General features: G+C 59.0%; 15 protein-coding genes. All 15 read left to right on the forward strand.

Features of this window, described 5'->3' with window-relative positions; translation table 11 throughout:
• The first annotated feature begins 7 nt into the window (after positions 1-7).
• The 15 genes from GRX64_RS18635 to GRX64_RS18705 all read left to right on the forward strand — a co-directional run bounded on the left by GRX64_RS18635 (position 8) and on the right by GRX64_RS18705 (position 18,756).
• A complete protein-coding gene (locus tag GRX64_RS18635; RefSeq protein ID WP_166269544.1) occupies positions 8-1,387 on the forward strand; it encodes a tetratricopeptide repeat protein in 1,380 nt (459 codons plus the stop codon).
• Positions 1,388-1,394: 7 nt separating this feature from the next.
• Complete coding sequence (locus tag GRX64_RS18640; RefSeq protein ID WP_166269546.1) at positions 1,395-2,819, forward strand: alginate export family protein; 1,425 nt, start codon at positions 1,395-1,397, stop codon at positions 2,817-2,819.
• Between the two features lie 9 nt (positions 2,820-2,828).
• Positions 2,829-4,409, forward strand: coding sequence for a right-handed parallel beta-helix repeat-containing protein (locus GRX64_RS18645; protein WP_166269548.1), 1,581 nt, complete (start codon positions 2,829-2,831; stop codon positions 4,407-4,409).
• Positions 4,410-4,411: 2 nt separating this feature from the next.
• The gene (locus tag GRX64_RS18650; protein ID WP_166269550.1) at positions 4,412-5,830 is read left to right on the forward strand and encodes an MBOAT family O-acyltransferase; all 1,419 of its coding nucleotides are present in this window, start codon (positions 4,412-4,414) and stop codon (positions 5,828-5,830) included.
• 9 nt (positions 5,831-5,839) lie between these two features.
• A complete protein-coding gene (locus tag GRX64_RS18655; RefSeq protein WP_166269552.1) occupies positions 5,840-6,991 on the forward strand; it encodes an alginate O-acetyltransferase in 1,152 nt (383 codons plus the stop codon).
• A gap of 11 nt (positions 6,992-7,002) precedes the next feature.
• Positions 7,003-7,650: an alginate O-acetyltransferase AlgF gene (locus tag GRX64_RS18660; RefSeq protein WP_166269554.1), complete on the forward strand. Its 648-nt coding sequence runs from the start codon at positions 7,003-7,005 to the stop codon at positions 7,648-7,650.
• Between the two features lie 58 nt (positions 7,651-7,708).
• Positions 7,709-9,145, forward strand: a complete 1,437-nt coding sequence (locus tag GRX64_RS18665) for an alginate O-acetyltransferase AlgX-related protein (RefSeq protein WP_235937751.1) — start codon at positions 7,709-7,711, stop codon at positions 9,143-9,145.
• Between the two features lie 29 nt (positions 9,146-9,174).
• Positions 9,175-10,353 carry an alginate lyase family protein gene (locus tag GRX64_RS18670; RefSeq protein ID WP_166269556.1) on the forward strand — a complete coding sequence of 393 codons (1,179 nt, stop codon included), beginning with the start codon at positions 9,175-9,177 and terminating at the stop codon, positions 10,351-10,353.
• Positions 10,354-10,452: 99 nt separating this feature from the next.
• Positions 10,453-11,919 (forward strand): mannose-1-phosphate guanylyltransferase/mannose-6-phosphate isomerase, encoded by a 1,467-nt coding sequence (locus GRX64_RS18675; RefSeq protein ID WP_166269558.1) that lies wholly within the window; start codon positions 10,453-10,455, stop codon positions 11,917-11,919.
• Positions 11,920-11,993: 74 nt separating this feature from the next.
• Complete coding sequence (locus GRX64_RS18680) at positions 11,994-13,379, forward strand: phosphohexomutase domain-containing protein (protein ID WP_166269560.1); 1,386 nt, start codon at positions 11,994-11,996, stop codon at positions 13,377-13,379.
• A gap of 329 nt (positions 13,380-13,708) precedes the next feature.
• A complete protein-coding gene (locus GRX64_RS18685) occupies positions 13,709-14,068 on the forward strand; it encodes a CidA/LrgA family protein (RefSeq protein WP_166269562.1) in 360 nt (119 codons plus the stop codon).
• The gene (locus GRX64_RS18690; protein WP_166269564.1) at positions 14,065-14,796 is read left to right on the forward strand and encodes an LrgB family protein; all 732 of its coding nucleotides are present in this window, start codon (positions 14,065-14,067) and stop codon (positions 14,794-14,796) included. Before GRX64_RS18685 ends, GRX64_RS18690 begins: the two co-directional genes overlap by 4 nt.
• Before the next feature lie 255 nt (positions 14,797-15,051).
• Positions 15,052-16,614: an ABC transporter substrate-binding protein gene (locus GRX64_RS18695; protein WP_166269566.1), complete on the forward strand. Its 1,563-nt coding sequence runs from the start codon at positions 15,052-15,054 to the stop codon at positions 16,612-16,614.
• A 163-nt stretch (positions 16,615-16,777) separates the two neighbouring features.
• On the forward strand, positions 16,778-17,827 hold the full coding sequence (locus GRX64_RS18700; RefSeq protein ID WP_166269568.1) for an ABC transporter permease: 1,050 nt from the start codon (positions 16,778-16,780) through the stop codon (positions 17,825-17,827).
• Positions 17,824-18,756 (forward strand): ABC transporter permease, encoded by a 933-nt coding sequence (locus tag GRX64_RS18705; RefSeq protein WP_166269570.1) that lies wholly within the window; start codon positions 17,824-17,826, stop codon positions 18,754-18,756. The genes GRX64_RS18700 and GRX64_RS18705 overlap by 4 nt, the downstream gene beginning before the upstream one ends.

Raw genomic sequence — 18,756 nt, forward strand, 5'->3', positions numbered from 1 at the left:
AGCTCTCATGATGTCACCAAAAGCATGCATCGTCAGCGTTCTCCTGATCGGGCTCTCCGGTTGCAGCGGTGTGCCCGATATCCAGCGAGCCGAGCGCGAAGCCGCGGCGGGCAACGTTGAGGCTGCTAAGGCCCAGCTTGAGGAGTTGGCCCGATTCGGTATTGCCGATGCTCAGGTGCAATTGGGTGATTTGTACGCGCAGAGGGATTCCGATGCGGCAAGGCAGGCTGCCCTGCATTGGTATAGCCAGGCCTCTGAACAGGGCAGTGACCGGGCCTGGGTCCGGCTTGGCAAACTGCTGGCGCGGGAAGGCCAGACGCCTGCGCAGCGTGCAAAGGGCGAGACATACTTGCGAAAGGCCCTGGCCGAGGGCGATGACAGTGCGCTGATGCCGCTGATTGAGCTGTTCCTGGATTATCCGAGTGAGTTTCCGCAAGCACGGCCCCGGCAGTGGATTGAGCGTGCCCGAGCGGCAGGCGATCCGGCGGGGGATCTGGCGTTGGCGCGGTATTACCTGATAAAGGGGCAGCTGACCGCCCGTGGCGGCGAAATTGCATCGCTGTGCGAACCCATTCTGGAGTCACAGCCCGACTGCTTGATGATCCTGGCCCAGGTCTACCTGGGCCAGGACCGTACCGAGGCTTTTGAAGGTCTGGTTGAGCGCGCCCGGCAGGCATGGGAAGCCGATCGCATCAGCGATCGAGACCTTTATCTTTTCGCCCGCTGGATTTCGGACGACGAATCGCCATCCAAGCAGGTCGCCATTACCGACGATCTCTACCAACTGCTGACCCCGGACTATGTGCCGGCTATGACTGGCCGTGCCCGACTGATTATGGAGAACACTTATCTGGCCGATGCCGACGAAGTACTTGCGTTGCTGGAGGCGTCGCAGGCAAAGGGCGACCTGAAGGCTTCTCTGGTCCTGGCGCGGGTGTATGAGCGAGGCAGGATTGTGCCCCTCGATGCAGAAAAAGCGGTGCAGTACGCAGAGGAAGCCAGTGGCCGTTATCCGTCGGCCGATTATCTGCTGGGCCGGATTTACAAGCGCGGTTATCTCGGGGAATCGGATCCGCATAAGGCCCGAGATTATTTGCTGGCAGCGGCCCGAAGGGGTTTCCCGAAAGCCGACTACTTGCTCGCCGAGATGTTTTGGGAAGGAAAGGGCATTGAAATCAACAAGCAGTACGCCTGGGCATTTGCCCTGCTGGCCCTGGACGGAGGGGTTCAGCGGGCCAGGGATCTGCTGATCGAGATGCTGCCGAGCCTGCCGAGTTACCTGGAGAAAGAAGCCGAGACGATCGCTGATCGTGAACTGGCCGCCCGGCGAAAACTGATGACCGGTGATCTGGCCAACGCTCGAACGACTAGTACCCAAGGGGGGTAAGAACAGAATGATATTTGACGAAACAAAGGCCACGACCAGAGTGCTGGTGGCGCTGGGTTGTGTCACCGCCATGCCGGCGATGGCGCAGGAAACGATCGACAACGAGTCCTACCCGCGACTCCTGAAGTCCTCAACCAGCGCAAAAGTCAGCGTGATCAGCGAGGGTGACCGCCAGTTGGGACTCACACCTGACCGGAGTACCAAGTCCGATGAACTGGGGCTGGACATCAAGCCGGAGTGGGTCTGGCAACTGTCTCCAAGCTGGCGCTCCAAACTCAGGCTTCAGGCGTTCGCGGCCACCGGTCAGGTGGACGTCAGCGATGAAATCGGCGGCACCGAGACCGACGGATTCTTCGCACTTCGGGAGGCCTGGCTTGATTACAACGGCTTGACTGGCTACCCGGGTGAGTCCATCCGCTTTGGACGCGAGCGCCTCAAAGAGGGCACCGGTATGTGGTGGGACGACGATCTTACCCTGGTGCGCTGGATTTTCGATACCACGCTGCTGGATACCACAGTGGGGATTGCCAACAAGTTGACCGAGGCCCGAACCGATCTCAATGAACTGCCCAAAGATGAGCAGGACATTGCGCGGTTGTTCGCCTCGACCCAGTGGCAGTGGCACAAGGACCATTACCTTACGTTTCTGGCAACCCACGCGGAGCGATACGGTCAAGGCGAGGATCTCGCTGCCGATCCGGACGGCGGTTCGCCGGAGCGAGTACCGGAATCGCTAACGTGGTTGGGTGTCCGGGCGGACCAGGCGTATTTCGACTGGCATTCCACAAGTCCGGTCCAGTACCTCGCATCCTTTGGTGCGGTCGCCGGTAAGGATGCGCGTCTCAGTGAAAACCCCGGCGCTGCCAACGGGTTGACCCGAGAAGAACGGGATGTATCCGGCTGGGCAGCTGACCTCGGGTTGCGGGCTCAGTTGGTGGAAAGTCCTCGTTGGGTGGTCGGTGTGCATGGCGCCATGGCCTCTGGCGGCGGCCAGCGTGGCGAATCGGATGCGTTTCGGCAGACCCAACTGGAAAGCAACCGTTCCCGGTTTACCGGAACCCGCTCCCAGGTGGCGCGCTTTGGCGAAGCCTTCCAGCCCGAGTGGAGCAATCTTAAGGTGGCCACTGTGTATACCGCGCTTGCCGACCGGGACCGTTGGGCGGCCAACCTGCTTTACCACAAATACTGGATGAGCGATCCGTCCGGAACCGTGAATTCCGACCTCATTGAACCGGGTTTTTCCGGTGTCAGCGATGATCTCGGGGAGTCGGTGGATGTGGTGCTTGGCTATTACGGTGCCCAGGATGCTGGCACCTGGACGTCTTTTGATGCCCGGCTTCGAGGCGGTGTGTTCTTTCCCGGTGAGGCCTACGGTAACGATGTCGATAACGCCCGGCATCGTATCGTCCTTGACCTGACCAAGCGTTTCTAGGGAGCAACGATGAAACACTCTTGGGTCCTGACATTAATAATCACAGCGTTAGCCGCCGGACTGCCGGGCGCTAACGCTGCCCGAGTGTCGCCGGAACTGGAACCCTCGGAACCGGCACCCCAGTTCGAGCTTGGCGATTACGATATTGAGCTGGCTTCCTCGGAGACGGTGACCAAACCGGATCCTGCGTTTCCGGACATGTCGCAATACACCCGCGGTGGGGTAGAGGCGCGTCTCTCCGCACGGTCGTCGAAACAGCCGAATGTGAGTGTTGAGCGCATTTCCGGTGTCAGTGCCCTCGGTGACTTCGTCGATGAGGGGCGTGCACGGGAGTGGGTTATCCGCCAGTTTTCCCACCCCCAGGCCATTCTGGTAAACGGCGGCAAGGCGACCCTGGAGGATGTCTTCCGACAAGTCGACGACGATCGGTACATGGAGCGGAACAAGGACGGGTCGTACATCATCCGGCTTCCCCTGGTCGTGCGTCCGGGAGCAACCCTGGAGATCCGGGGCGAGACCCTGCGTCTGTCGGAGGAACGCGGTGCGTTCATTGCCAACGACAGCTGGCTGTTCGTGATCGACAGCACCATTATCGGCTGGCGAGAGAAGGCCAACGGGCCTGCGGTCTACCAGTCCAAGTCCAGTTTTCGGCCCTTTTTTGTCGGCTGGGGCGGCAGTGAGACCTTTGTGCTGGGCTCCGAGTTTGCCAACCTGGGCTACAACCAGAGTAAATCCTATGGCTTCTCCATTGCCCAGTACTCCAAGTACGACAACAAGAGACTGCAACGCTCAGCCCCGCATGCGTGGCTGATCGAATCCACATTCCGGGATATCTACTACGGCTTCTACTGTTATGAGGCCGAAGACGTCGCCATCGTCAACAACGTCTACCGGGACAATATCGTTTACGGCATTGATCCTCACGACTACTCCAGCAACCTGCTGATTGCCGGTAACGACGTCTACGGTACGAAGGAGAAACACGGGATCATTATTTCCCGTCAGGTCAACGACAGCTGGATCCTGAATAACCACAGCTATGAGAACGGCTTATCCGGCATTGTGCTGGACCGGCAAAGCCGCAATAACGTGGTGGCCAACAACGTCGTCCATGACAACCACGGTGACGGCATCGGGCTGTACGAGTCCCCCGACAATCTGCTTTGGGGCAACCGTCTCGTCAACAACCTCCGAAACGGTATTCGCGTGCGCAACAGCACCAACGTCGGGGTGTACCACAACATAGCGGCCCTGAACGGCACCTTCGGTGTGCTTGGCCAGATCAAGGATCTTGCCGGCACCGGACGGGACTTTGAGGAAGATTTCTACCATCAGGCGGTATCCATGACGGTGGTGGGCGGCAAACTTGCGTCCAATGCCAGTGGCCCCCTGTCGACAGACAACCCTCAATACATCGAGCTGTATGACGTCGACATGCGTTTTCCACGCTCGGACGTCGGCATTCATTTTGACGGCGTGTTGGGTGTCTATCAGACCGAAATTTTCGATGCCTTGCTGAACGATGAGCGTGCGGTGCGGTTGCAGCCGACAACCGTCAACGCACCGCAGCGGACGGTCGCCGGAGACTGACTATGGTTTTCTCATCCAATATTTTTCTGTTCCTGTTTCTGCCGGTCTTCCTCGGGTTGTATTACCTGACGCCGTTCCGGCACCGCTCCTGGATCATCCTGCTGGGCAGCTACGCATTCTATGCCTGGTGGCGGGTGGATTTCCTGTTGCTGTTCGTGGCCGTCACGATCTGGAACTATCTGATCGGGCTTGGCGTTCATCGTGCTGGCATTGGAACCGCGCGGGCACGCCGTTGGGTGGCCGTCGGTGTGGCGGGTGACCTCGCCACGCTGGGGTATTTCAAGTACGCCAATTTCGGTGTGGAGAGCTTGAACGAGATCTTTCTGTCGTTGGGCTACCAGGCGCCGGAACTGGCTCACATCATCTTGCCAATCGGCATTTCGTTTTACATCTTTCAGGCCATTTCCTACGTGGTGGACGTTTACCGGGGCGATACCGAACCAACCCGGCGGTTTGTCGATTTTGCCGCTTTTATTGCCTTGTTCCCGCAACTGATTGCCGGCCCGGTGCTGCGCTATAAGGATCTGGCGGATCAGTTTACCGACCGCACGCATACTCTCGACAAATTTGGCGAGGGGGCAATCCGCTTCATGCAGGGGTTTGTCAAAAAAGTCTTCATCGCGGATTCCATCGCTCCGCTGGCCGACGGTGCCTTTGCGCTCTCCGATCCGTCCACGGCAGATGCGTGGCTGGGCATCCTGGCCTACACCGCACAGCTCTATTTTGATTTCTCGGGCTATTCCGACATGGCGATCGGACTGGGTCTGATGATGGGGTTCCGGTTCATGGAAAACTTCAGGCAGCCCTACATCAGCCAAAGCATCACCGAATTCTGGCGCCGCTGGCACATCAGTTTGTCGAGCTGGTTGCGCGATTACCTCTATATCCCCCTGGGCGGCAATCGCAAGGGCACTTTCGGCACTTACCGGAACCTGCTGCTGACCATGTTGCTGGGGGGCCTCTGGCACGGTGCCAACTGGACCTTTTTGCTCTGGGGGGCCTGGCACGGGGGGCTGCTGGCCATCGAACGAGCCCTGGGTATTGGCGCCGGTGCCAGCACCTTTCGGGTCGGTCGCTGGGCGTTGACCTTCCTGTTCATCATGTTGGGCTGGGTCACTTTCCGGGCCACGAGTATCGGTGAGGCGTTCAGCTTCTATCAGGCGATGTTCCGTTTCGATGGTTTGAGCCTCAGCGCAGCCTACCTGCAGGACATCCGGGGACTGAACCTGGCCATTCTGGCGCTCGCTTATCTGGTTGTGCTGATGATGGGGCTGAAAGAACGGCTGACATGGTCGCCTGCTCCGGCATTTGCGGACCGGATGCGGGCGGCGTTGCCGACGGTACTGGTGCCGGTATTCATGCTGGCGGTTCTCAAGTTGTCGGCGGAAAGCTTCTCGCCATTTCTCTATTTCCAGTTCTGAGGGAGCCCTATGACCACGACATCGAGAAAATTAACTGCCTGCGTTTTCATCCTGCTCGTTCTCGGAGTGGGTCTGCTGTCACTTCAGTCGCTGGGCAATTACGGGGCTCCTGCAGAACTGGACCCGGTGACCGGTGAACTGGCACGCGACCTCGAGAGCCACTACGACGAAGGATTTCCGGTTCGGGATCTTGGTACCAACGTGTGGGCGGCCATCAACTACACCGTGTTCAACGAGGGACGTCCCGGCGTAACGGTCGGTGCACAGGGTTGGTTGTTTACCGACGAAGAGATGTATCTGGGGGCCGAGAGTCCAGCCATTGTTGACACGAACCTCAAGCGAGTGGGTGCGGTGATTGACCACTTGAATGCGGCAGGTGTGCCGCTGGCCCTTATGGTGGTGCCGTCCAAGGCGCGCCTGTACGCGAGCAAACTGGGTGGGCATCAACCTGTGCCGGCGATGAAGTCGCTTTATATCCGCTTTCTGGACCGCATGCGGTCGGACCAGGTGCTGGCGCCTAATTTGTTTCCGGCGCTGGCCCAGGCGCGGGACGAGGGTGCCCAGGTTTTTCTGCGCACGGATACGCACTGGACGCCCAGAGGGGCGGATGTGTTCGCGCGCCACGCGGCCGGCGAGATCAAGATGGCCTTTGATGACCAGTCCTGGGGCAAGACGGAGTTCGTCACGACGCTCGGTGAAACCCGGCCCCACGAAGGTGACTTGCTGACTTATCTGCCTCTGGCCCCACTGTTTCCCGAGCTCGGGCCAGCTCCCGACACACTCACTGAGCGTTCGACCTCGATAAAGGATGAACGCGGTACCACCGCCCAGAGTCTGTTTGCTGAAACGTCGGCGGACGTGGTGCTGGTGGGCACCAGCTACAGCGCGAATCCACTGTGGGATTTCCCCGGTGCCCTGAAACGTTACCTCGGCCGTGACCTGATCAATGTCTCGGACGAAGGTCAGGGTCCCTTCCAGCCCATGATCGAGTACCTCCAGTCCGACGAGTTTCAGGGTCACCCTCCCGAACTTGTGGTCTGGGAATTTCCCGAGCGCTACCTCGCCCAGCCAGTGCAGTCGGAAGACGCATTGGCATGGTTTGGCAAGCCGGAAAACCTGTTGGCCGAGGCCCGGAGCCAGAGCCAGCAATCAATCCAATGAGGAGAAATATCATGCAGTTATCAATTAAATCCGCGGTTGCGGTGGTGTTCAGTCTACTCGTCTCGATGGTTGCCCAGGCAGGGGAAGATGCCCTGTACGCCGCAGAGGCACCGGACGGAGCCACGTTTATCCGTGTGGTGAATGCGGACATCAGCGGCAGTATTCCGCAGGCGAGTATTGGTGGTAAGGCGATCAAGGACATCGCCCCGATGGATGCAAGCCCATACATTTATCTGCCTGTAGGCACCTACAAGCTCAGCGTTGGAGAGCGCTCGGCACCGGTCACCATGGAAAAAGACCGTTTCTACACCGCCGTTGTGCTTGCCTCCGGCGAGCTGGAAATTCTGCAGGACAAAACCTTCAAGAATCCTAGAAAGGCCTTGGTCTCATTCTACAACCTGACCGACGAAGGAGGGATTGGCCTGAAGACGTCCGACGGCAAAGTGGCGGTGATTGACCCACTTGAAGCGCTAAGCGTTGCCAACCGCGAAATCAATGCCGTCAAGTTGTCGCTGGGTGCGTTTTCAGGTGGTGAGGCGATTGCACAAACGCCGCTGGTCAATTTGCAGCGAGGCAAGGTTTTCAGCTTTTTCATGATCGATGCGGGCGGAAGCCTGAGGTTGTTGGTTGCCGAGAACCGTGTGGATACCTCGGTCTGATGGCCCGCTGGGACCACCACGGCAGTCCAAGTCCATGACTCTGACGGAGAAGCTTTCAATGACACGGTTGAGTGCGGTAATGCACCGTTTTGTTCAATGCACCGGTGGCCTGATGTTGCTGTTGGGCGGTCTCGGTGCCGGGACTGTGACGGCGGCAGAGCTGCCGGAATATTCCGTCGAGTCCCATACCGGTCTGTGTCCGATGGCCTCTCAGTCCGTTGCCTACGACACCGGTTACCTGAAGAACTTCAACGTTCTGGTGCAGGGGCAGGATGGGTGGTTGTTTCGCTCTGAGGCGGAATTACCGGAACAGTTCGGGCCCAGTGAGGAAGGGCTGCGTCATTTAGAGCGTTTTGCCCGTTATTTGAAACAGGCCGCAGGCACCGAACTGGTGCTGGTGTTCCAGCCCACCAAGGGGCTGGTGCATCCGGACAAGTTGCCGGAAAGCTCAGCGGTCACTTTCTCCTGGCCTTATGCCCGAAGCAACTATCTGGATGCCCTCGCCAAGTTTCGCCAGGTGGGCCTGGTGGTTCCCGATCTCGGCCCGTTACTGGGCGAACAGGCACAGGAAAACGCCTATTACTTCAAACGGGATCACCACTGGACGCCCTACGGTGCCCGGCGTACGGCCCAAATTGTTGCTGATCGGGTGCGTCAGATGTCGACCTATCAATCGCTGTCGCAGCAGGCATTCACGACCCGGCGTATTGGCCTGATTCGCAAAGAGGGCTCACTTCAGGACGCTGCCCGTCGAATCTGTGACCAGGCCTGGCCGTCGCAGTACGTGGACGAATACCGGACCGAGCTTGAGGGCGGCCTCTCTGGAGGTGAGGAGAGTGCGCTGTTTGGAGACGAGAGTCTGCCGCCAATTACTCTGGTGGGCACCAGTAACAGCAAGGGCGCACAGGACTACAACTTTGTTGGTTCGTTGCAGGAGTTTTTGGGTGTGGAAATATTGAACATGGCGGTGGCTGGCGGCAGCTACGACGGCTCCATGTTCGAGTATCTGATGTCGGACAGTTTTCGCGAGTCGCCACCGAAAATCATTATCTGGGAAATTCCGGCCTACCACACTCTCGACAGTGGCGAGTTCTATCGCCAGATCGTGCCGATGGTGAGCAATGGCTGCGAGGGCCGCGAGCCCGTTTTGCAGAAAACCATGGCGGTGAAAGCGGGCACCAACGAAGTGCTCTACAACGGCGGTGGCGAATTTTTGGAACTGCCGAGTGACCAATACCTGGTCGACCTCCAGTTCAGTGACCCGTCGGTGAAAGAAGTAGACGCCTTCATCTGGTATGTCTTCGGCCGGAAAGACCGGGTCGATCTGGAGTATGGCGCCCGAGTCGAAACCACCGGGCGGTTCATGTTTGAACTGCCGGCCGGCCCGAGCTGGAACGAAGAGCTGCTGATGTCTCTGGATCTCGAACTTGAGCCGGCGCAGGTCAGCGAAGGCATGACGGTGACGGCCAAGGTCTGCCGCCGCCAGGACAAATGAGGTAAACCCACCCGTAATTGGGAGTTGGTATGAGGAACGGAAACACGGACATCTTGGGTGAAGCGGGTCGAATCCTGCTGTCCACGGCCCTGGCCTCCACCATGGCAGTGGCTTCGGTCGCAGCTGCGCAATGCCCGGAAGCCGGGCTGCGAGCGCCGGTCGGGTACTACCAGATACCGGAGCGCCGGGATGGCGGGTCTTACGACTGCGAGGTCGTAGCCCCGCATCAGGGTGATATGAACTTCACCAGTAAATACGAGGGCAGCGACAGCGCCCGTAACGAACTCAATAACGAGGCCTATCAGGCCTACCGTGAGGCCTCCAAGACAATTCGCAGCTTTGAGAAAACCGTGATCGCCGCCGCCGACGACTATCAGGTCGATGGCGACGGTCCCGAGGCGCGGGCCTGTGTGCTCGACAACCTGGACGCCTGGGCCCAGGCCGACTCGCTGTTGCCCGACGACATTAACCATGTCGGTCAGGCGGTTCGCAAATGGGCCCTGGCGGCTGCCGCCAATGCCTATCTTCGCGTCAAGCTGTCCTCGTCGGAATCGGCTTTGGACGCCGCCAGGGGCGAGCGCATTGAGCGCTGGTTAAGCCAGGTCGCCGATGCGGCGCGTGGGTACTACTCCGATCGCGAACCCCGAAAGGTCAATAATCACGACTACTGGGCGGCCTGGGCGGTCATGACGGCGGCGGTGGCGACCGGGGACTGTTCTAACTGGGACTGGTCTCTGGGCAAGTTTGACGACGCCATGCACCAGATCAGCTCCGACGGCTACCTGCCGAAAGAACTCAGCCGGGAGGACCGAGCGTTGGAGTACCTCAACTACGCCATGCAGCCGCTCACCCTGATCGCCGTCTTTGCCGAGGTCAACGGCGTCCCGATTCAGGATCGGTATGGCGACGCCTTCGAGTCGCTGACCCGAAATGTGGTGGCGGGGCTGGACGATTCCTCCGCGATTGAGGCGATCACCGGTTATCCACAGATAACCGATGGTCTGCGCACGCCTTGGGGGCTCGCCTGGATGCGTCCTTGGGCAGAAGTCTGGGGCGACCGTGCGGGGATGTCCGGGTTCCTGGCGGCGTACGGGCCGGTCAAGAGCACCAGACTTGGTGGCGATATCGAGTTCCTGTACCGGATTGATCCGCGCTGGCCAACCGGTCAGGAACCCCGTCCTCCTGAAAATGTACGCATTGATTATTAGATGGACCCAGTCAATGGCGGGCGTGCCAAGGCACGTCGGTCCCAGCCCCCGGATAATTTTTTCTGTGGGCTCAACCAAGCGAGTGAAAGGAGCAGGATTATGATTCCAGTCATATTGTCAGGCGGTTCCGGTTCGCGGCTCTGGCCGCTGTCCCGTCAGGCCTACCCTAAACAGTTTCTGCCGTTGCTAAGTGAGCACAGCATGTTTCAACAGACCCTGGCCCGGCTTCCACAGGAAGACGTGGAAGCGCCGATCGTGGTCGCTAATAATGAACATCGGTTCCTCGTCAAAGAGCAGCTGGACGCCATTGGCCTGGAGCCTCAATCCATTTTGCTGGAGCCTTTCGGGCGGAATACGGCCCCAGCCGTCGCCATGGCAGCAATCCAGATAGCCCGGAAGGATCCGTCCAGCATTATGCTGGTGTTGCCGGCGGACCACGCCATTGGCCAGACGGAGCCATTCCACGAAGCCATTGCCAAAGGCCTCAAGGTTGCCAAAGACGGTGCTCTGGTTTTGTTTGGCACAACGCCGGACCGGCCCGAAACCGGTTATGGCTATATCTCTGCCGCCAGCAGTGAGGATAATCCAACCGCCCCGAGACCGGTGCGCAAATTTATTGAGAAACCCGACGAGGCGAAAGCGCGTCGCTTGCTGGACGAAGGGGGGTACTACTGGAACAGCGGCATGTTTATGTTCCGGGCCGATGCTTACCTGCGGGAGCTCAAAAAGCACAGCCGCGATATTTACGACACGGTGCTGCTGGCGTCCCGAAATCTGGAAAAGGACCTTGGCTTTGACCGGATTCCGGCCGAGATTTTTGAACACTGCCCCGACGATTCCATTGACTACGCGGTCATGGAAAAAACCCATCGCGCCACCCTGGTGCCGTTGGATGCCGCCTGGAGTGACGTGGGCGCCTGGTCGTCAATCTGGGACATCAGCGACAAGGATGAGCATAGCAACGCCGTGTACGGCGATGCCTGCCTTGAGGACAGCTCCGGTTGCCTGATTCACGCACCGGAAAAACTGGTGGCCCTGGTGGGCGTGGACGACCTGGTGATTGTGGATACCAAGGACGCCTTGATGGTGGCGCACCGGGACCGGGTGCAGGAGGTCAAGGGTGTGGTCCAGCGGCTGAAAGCGGAACAGCGCCCGGAAGCCCGTATTCACCGGGAGGTATTTCGGCCCTGGGGAAGTTACGACAGTATCGATACCGGGAATCGCTTCCAGGTCAAACGCATCACGGTGAATCCGGGCGAACGGTTATCGCTTCAGAAGCATCACCATCGGGCAGAGCACTGGATTATTGTGCGTGGCACCGCTGAAGTGTCCCGGGACGACGAAACCTTTTTGTTGTCGGAGAACGAGTCCACCTATATCCCGATCGGATCGGTGCATCGCCTGTTCAATCCCGGAAAGATTGCACTGGAACTGATCGAGGTCCAGTCGGGAGCGTACCTGGGCGAGGACGACATCGAGCGCCTGGACGACCGCTATGGCCGCACCGAGCCGGCCCAGGAAAAGGAAGAACCAGAAGACATCCCGGTCATGGTTAGCCGGGCTTGATGTGTCGCAGGCCGATGGTCCGGATTCCGCGCCATCGGCCTGCCCAAGCTTCCAGAACTGACAGGAGAACGCTGGTGGATTTTAACTGTTTCAAAGCCTATGACATTCGTGGCCGTGTGCCGGACCAACTGAATTCCGAAATGGCAGAGCGCATCGGGCGGGCGTACGTGGCGGTTACCGGAGCCCGCAAAATCGCGGTCGGCTATGACATCCGCCTGTCCAGTCCGCAAATTGCCGATGCCTTGAATCGTGGCCTGATGGCGGCCGGGGCCGAGGTCCACAGCATCGGGTTGTGCGGTACCGAGCAGATCTATTTCGCGACCAGTCATTACCGGCTGGATGGCGGCATCATGGTCACGGCCAGCCACAATCCCAAGGATTATAATGGCATGAAAATGGTCGGCCCCGGTGCTCGGCCGATCAGCTCTGACAATGGCCTGATCGATATTCGCGAGGGCGCAAAGAGTGTTTTACCACCGGCGTCGACGCCGGGTTCCCTGCAACGTCTGGACGTAACCCGGGCCTACGTGGACCACCTGCTCGGTTATGTGAACCCGGAACATCTCCGGCCATTGCGCATCGTGGTGAATGCCGGGAACGGCGGTGCCGGGGCGGTGATTGATGCCCTCGAGCCCCACCTCCCGTTCGAATTTCACAAGGTGCATCACCAGCCGGACGGCAGCTTTCCCAATGGCGTGCCCAATCCGTTATTGCAGGAAAATCGTGTCGCAACGTCCACCGCGGTGATCGACGGCCGCGCCGACATGGGCATTGCCTGGGACGGGGATTACGATCGATGTTTCTTCTTTGACGAGCAGGGCCGTTTCATAGAGGGCTACTATCTTGTCGGCTTGCTCGCGGATCAGTTCTTGCGTAAGCACAATGGCGGCAAGGTGATTCACGACCCCCGCCTGGTTTGGAACACCCGGGAGCTGGTGTCAGGCGCCAAGGGAATCGCCATCGAGAGCAAGACCGGCCACGCGTTCATCAAGCAGCGGATGAGAGAGGAAGATGCGGTATACGGCGGTGAAATGAGTGCCCACCACTACTTCCGGGATTTCGCCTACTGCGACAGTGGCATGATTCCCTGGCTGCTTGTGGCTGAACGGCTATGCCGGTCCGGCCAGACCCTGTCCTCCCTGATTGATGCCCGTATTGAGGCGTTTCCCGCCAGTGGTGAGATCAATCGCACCGTGGCTGACCCGACAGTGGTGATCAAGGCCATCGAAACCCTCTATCAGCAAGAGGCACTGTCGGTGAACCACATCGACGGCTTGAGCATGGAGTTCAAGGCATGGCGATTCAATCTGCGACTGTCGAACACGGAGCCGGTCATCCGGTTGAATGTTGAGAGTCGTGGTGACCGGGCGTTAATGGAAGAGCGAACGGAGGCTTTGCTGGGTCAGGTCGAGGCGCTCTCGCAACCTCGTGCAGACCAACGTAAAGCAGTGACCTTGTAGCAAAGTGCACGCGGCGCAGGGCCTGTCCGGCGGAGGCTGGGGCCTTGCCCATGCCGACGACGTGCTGAGCCGTCGTGCCAAGCCTCGGTCTGCCTTGGGCATGGCTGCCGCCCCTTCCCGGATATTTCCGAATCAATCCGCACGCTGACGTATCGCCGACGGTGGCGACGCAAATCCCGACGTTTCGTTGGTGTTCAGAACCCTGTTGTTGGTGCCGGTGGCCAGGGTGTTGACCCTGACTGCGTTGGGCACCGTGGGATTTTTGGATTGGTGTCGAGCCGTGAGTATGCGCTAGTGTTGTGACCTACTGACACTGAGAGTGGGCTGACATGTCAATGCTGCGTGGCTTTTTGATTCTGCTTCTTTTTTTTCTGTTCGGCGAAGCCATGCGTGGGCTCTTTGTGCTGCCGGTCAGCGGCGGCGTTCTGGGTATGATGGCCATGACACTCACCCTTATGGTGTCGGGCCATGTCGGTGATGATCTGGCCTCGGCAAGCCGGGCCCTGATTTCGGTGCTGGTATTGCTGATCATGCCCGGAGTGGTTGGTGTGTTCTTTACCGCCGACCAGTTCCAGGGCCAGTGGCTGGCCGTGGCTGCCGCACTCCTGCTTGGTTCCTTCCTGAGTGTGCTGACGACCCTGCTGCTGATGAGGAGCCTGGTTCGCACGTCGGCGGTCTCGGGCAAATGACCGAGTTGCTGGCGCGGTTCTCATCCCTTTCCGATATGCTCTCGACCAGCCCCGCCCTGGCCATTGGCCTGACGCTGGGGGCCTACTTCGCAGGCAACGGGATCTTCGTCCGCATCGGCCGGCCACTCTGGTTGCCGCCGGTGGTGCTGGCCGCGGTGATGCTCTCGGCGGCCATTGCGCTTCTGTCGGTGGACTATGCCCGCTACCGGGAAGGGGCTCAGTGGTTGACGGTGCTGCTTGGCCCGGCGACCGTGGCGCTGGGTATTCCGCTCTACCAACAGATACACCACATCCGCGCACTGTGGCGTCCCATTCTATGCACCCTGCCAGTGGCGGCGAGCCTGGCCGCAGTTTATGCGGTTGCGATTGCCTGGGCGCTGGGCGCGACCCCGGAGGTAATGGCCTCACTGGCGCCGAAATCGGTTACGGCGCCGATTGCCATTGGCATTACCGAACAACTGGGGGGCTCGGTTTCGTTGATGATGGGTGGCTTGCTGATCACCGGAGTGGTGGCAACGCTCTGTGTCGATGTGCTGGCCCGAGTCATGGCCATTGAGGATGAACGGATTCTTGGTTTTGCTCTGGGCATCAACGGACACGCCATCGGGACGGCCCGGGCGTTTGAGATCAGCCCGACGGCGGGCGCCTTTGCCTCACTCGGGATGGGCCTGACTGGCGTGTTTACCGCTATTTTCCTGCCTGTGGCGTTCCGTTTGATCGCGCACTGATTTTGACCGTTCTGTTTTTTTCCGCATTCAGTCGTGCTGAACCTGAGCAATGACGGCTTGTTTTATAAGCAGAAATTTTTCACCCATGGGTCAGGATCGATGCTTCATGTGAGGCCATTCGTCCAGCGAATAGCCTCATGTTGTTATTTCGATTGCCCTGAGGCGGAGGCCTCACTACTTTAATTGGCACTGCATCGGGCGCGATCTGGCCGGATGTTGCCCGTTAAAACTCCTAAAATAGCGACGGAACACGCGATGAAAAAACTTCTTACTGCATTCGTTGGTAGCCTGGCGCTGGCCAGTGCACCAGTGGCTATCTCCGCTGAGGCGACGCAATCTCTCAAGTTGGCGTACGACGCCGACCCGGTCACTCTGGACATCCATGAGCAGCTGTCCGGTGGCATTCTCCAGCTGTCACATATGACCTTTGATCCGCTGCTGCGCTGGAGCAATGATCTAACCTTCGAGCCCCGCCTGGCCAAGAGCTGGGAACGGATCGACGAAAACACCATGCGCTTCACGCTCCGTGAGGGCGTGACTTTTCACTCCGGCAATGCGCTGACCTCGGAAGACGTCCGGTTCACCTTCGAGCGCCTCAAGCAAAGCCCGGACTTCAAGGCGATTTTTAAGCCATTCAGCGAGCTGAAGGTCGTTGATGAGACCACCTTCGACCTGATCACCAGCGAGCCGTATCCGTTGCTGCTGAACGCGGCCACCTACATCTTCCCGATGGACAAGGCGTTTTATTCCGGCAACGACAAGGATGGCAATGCAAAAGCCGCCATCAGCAAGCAGGGCAGCACTTTCGCGTCCCGCAACCAGTCAGGCACCGGGCCGTTCAAGGTTACCTCCCGCCAGCAGGGCGTCAAGGTCGAGTTTGAGCGTTTTGCCGACTACTGGGACACCGCGTCCCCGGGCAACGTTGGAAAGATCTCGCTGACCCCGATCAAAGAGAACAACACTCGGGTATCGGCGTTGCTGTCTGGCGGTGTGGATTTCATTGCGCCGGTGCCGCCGACCGATCTGGAGCGGATCAAGAACAATCCCGAGACCAGCCTGGTTACTATGAGCGGTACCCGCATCATCCTGTTTCACATGAACCAGAAGCGGTTTGAGCCGTTCCAGGACGTTCGTGTGCGCCAGGCCGTTGCCTACGCCATTAATCAGGAAGGTATTGCCGCGAAAATCATGAAAGGCTTCGCGACCCCGGCCGCGCAGCTGTCCCCTGCGGGCTACCAGGGCCATAACGACAGCCTGGCAACGCGCTTTGATGTCGCCAAGGCTCAGGCGCTGATGAAAGAAGCCGGTTACGAAGACGGCTTCACCATCACCATGATGGCGCCGAACAACCGCTATGTGAACGATGACAAAATCGCGCAGGCGGTGGCCGCGATGTTGGCCCGGATCAACATCAAAGTGGACCTGAAAACCCTGCCAAAAGCCCAGTACTGGCCCGAGTTCGATGACCGGGCTGCGGACATGATGATGATCGGCTGGCACGCGGATACCGAGGACTCCGCTAACTTCTATGAGTTCCTGACCATGTGCCCGAACAGTGAAACCGGCACCGGCCAATACAACGCCGGCAACTACTGCAACCCGGAAACCGATGCCATGGTGGACCAGGCCAACGTGGAAACCGATCTGGACAAGCGGGCAGCGTTGCTGCAGGACGTGGAAAAGCGCCTGTACGACGATGCCGCGTTTGTACCGCTGCATTGGCAGGACCTGGCTTGGGCCTCCAAGGGCAGCGTCAAGATCGAGCCGATTCTGAACGTGATGAATTTCCCTTACCTGGGTGATTTGGTCGTCGAATAAGCAGGCCGCAGTGACGACGCAGGCCCGGGGTGACCCGGCCCTGCGTCGCCGTCCCAGTAAAGGGAGCTCTGACGCTTCCCTGAATAACCCGGCAAAGAGGGGGTTATTCAGGGAAGCGCACGAGGCGACTTAAAGCCAACGTCAGTTTTCCGGAAAACACCCCATGTTAGCGTTTTTGGTTCAGCGGATATCCCAGGCCCTGCTGGTCATGTTTGTGATCAGCCTGATCAGTTTTTCCATACAGGACGGTCTGGGGGACCCACTTCAGCAAATGGTGGGTCAGTCAGTGTCGGAGGCTGAGCGGGAGAAAATCCGCGAAGAGCTCGGCCTGAACGACTCCTTTGTCGTGCAGTACCTGAGGTTTGCCGGCCAGGCGGTACAGGGCGATCTGGGCACCTCCTATTTTTACGGCAAACCCACGCTGGAGGTTATTTTTGAGCATCTGCCGGCCACTCTGGAACTGGTCATCGGTGCCAGTCTGATCATCGGGTTTTTGTCGGTGCCCATCGGGGTGTATGCGGCGATCCGGCCCCGGGCCTGGCTGTCCAAGTTCTTTATGGGAATCAGCACCGTCGGCATTTCGATTCCGGTGTTCCTCACCGCCATCGTGCTGATTCAATTGTTTTCCATCGGCGTGACCGTCAACTGGTTCCCCCCGGAGACCGGTTGGGGCAGTTGGCTGAACGGGCTGTTTTCCACCGAAGGTGGTATGCCGTCTTACGGTCGTGGTGATGGCCTGGTGCACCTGTTCGGCACCTGGCACTCCGGTTTCTTCTCCAGCGACGGTTTGCGACACCTGACGCTGCCGGCGATCTCACTGGCGTCGATCATGCTGCCGCTGTTTATTCGTCTGATTCGGGCGGAAATGATGGAAGTGTTGCAGAGCGACTACATCCGGTACGCCCAGGCCAAGGGTCTGGCGCCCCACCGCATTCACTTTCTGCATGCCCTGAAAAACACCATGCTGCCGGTGATCACGGTGGGCGGTGTGCAGTTGGGCATCATGGTGGCCTACACCATTCTGACCGAAACCGTGTTCCAGTGGCCGGGGGTGGGGCTGATGTTCCTGGAAGCCATTACCCGCAGCGACATCCCGCTGATCGTGTCCTACCTGATGGTGGTCGGTCTGATTTTCGTCGTCACCAACACCGTGGTGGATCTGGTGTATGGCCTGGTGAACCCCACCGTTAAACTGACAGGTAAAAAGGCATGACTACAGCGACCGTTTCCCGGTGGGACCGATTCCGTGAGTCCTTCCTTTGGTACAGTTTCAAGCGCGATAAGATCGCCATTGTCAGCTTTGTGGTGTTTGTCGCCATTGTCCTGGCCGGTGTGTTTGCGCCCCTGTTTGCGCCGGCCGATCCTTACGATCTGGCTCAGATCAACATCATGAACTCGGAATTGCCGCCGGTCTGGATGGCGGGCGGTGATGCCCAGTTCCCATTGGGCACTGACGCCCAGGGCCGGGATTTGCTGTCGACCATCCTGTACGGCACCCGGGTGTCTCTGCTGATTGGTTTTGGCGCGGTGCTGATGCAAGGTGCTCTGGGCATCCTGTTCGGCCTGCTGGCGGGCTACCTCGGGGGGCGCGTGGATGCCGTTCTGATGCGGATCGCGGACGTGCAACTGTCATTCTCCACCCTGATGGTGGCAATCATCGTCGGCGCCGTATTCAAGGCCAGTTTCGGCAACCTGATGTTCGGCGAAATAGCCATCTACATGCTGATCGTGATCATCGGGATTGCGGAATGGCCGCAGATTGCCCGGACCGTGCGCGCCTCGGTGTTGGCGGAAAAGAAAAAGGAATACGTGGATGCAGCCAAGGTGATGGGGTTCGGCACCAACCGCATCATGTTCCGCCACATTCTGCCCAATACGTTGTCGCCGATCTTCGTCATATCCACCGTGCAGATCGCCAACGCCATTATTTCCGAAGCGGCCTTGTCGTTTCTCGGTCTCGGTATGCCGGAAACCCAGCCATCGCTGGGCTCGTTGATCAAATCCGGTTTCGATTACATTCAAAGCGGTTCCTGGTGGATCACATTGATTCCTGGCCTGGTGCTGGTGGTGCTGGTGCTGGTCATCAACCTGCTGGGTGACTGGCTGCGGGATATGATGAACCCAAGACTGTACAAGGGATAA

This window comes from Marinobacter caseinilyticus, from assembly GCF_011074955.1.
In the GTDB taxonomy this organism is placed as follows: domain Bacteria; phylum Pseudomonadota; class Gammaproteobacteria; order Pseudomonadales; family Oleiphilaceae; genus Marinobacter; species Marinobacter caseinilyticus.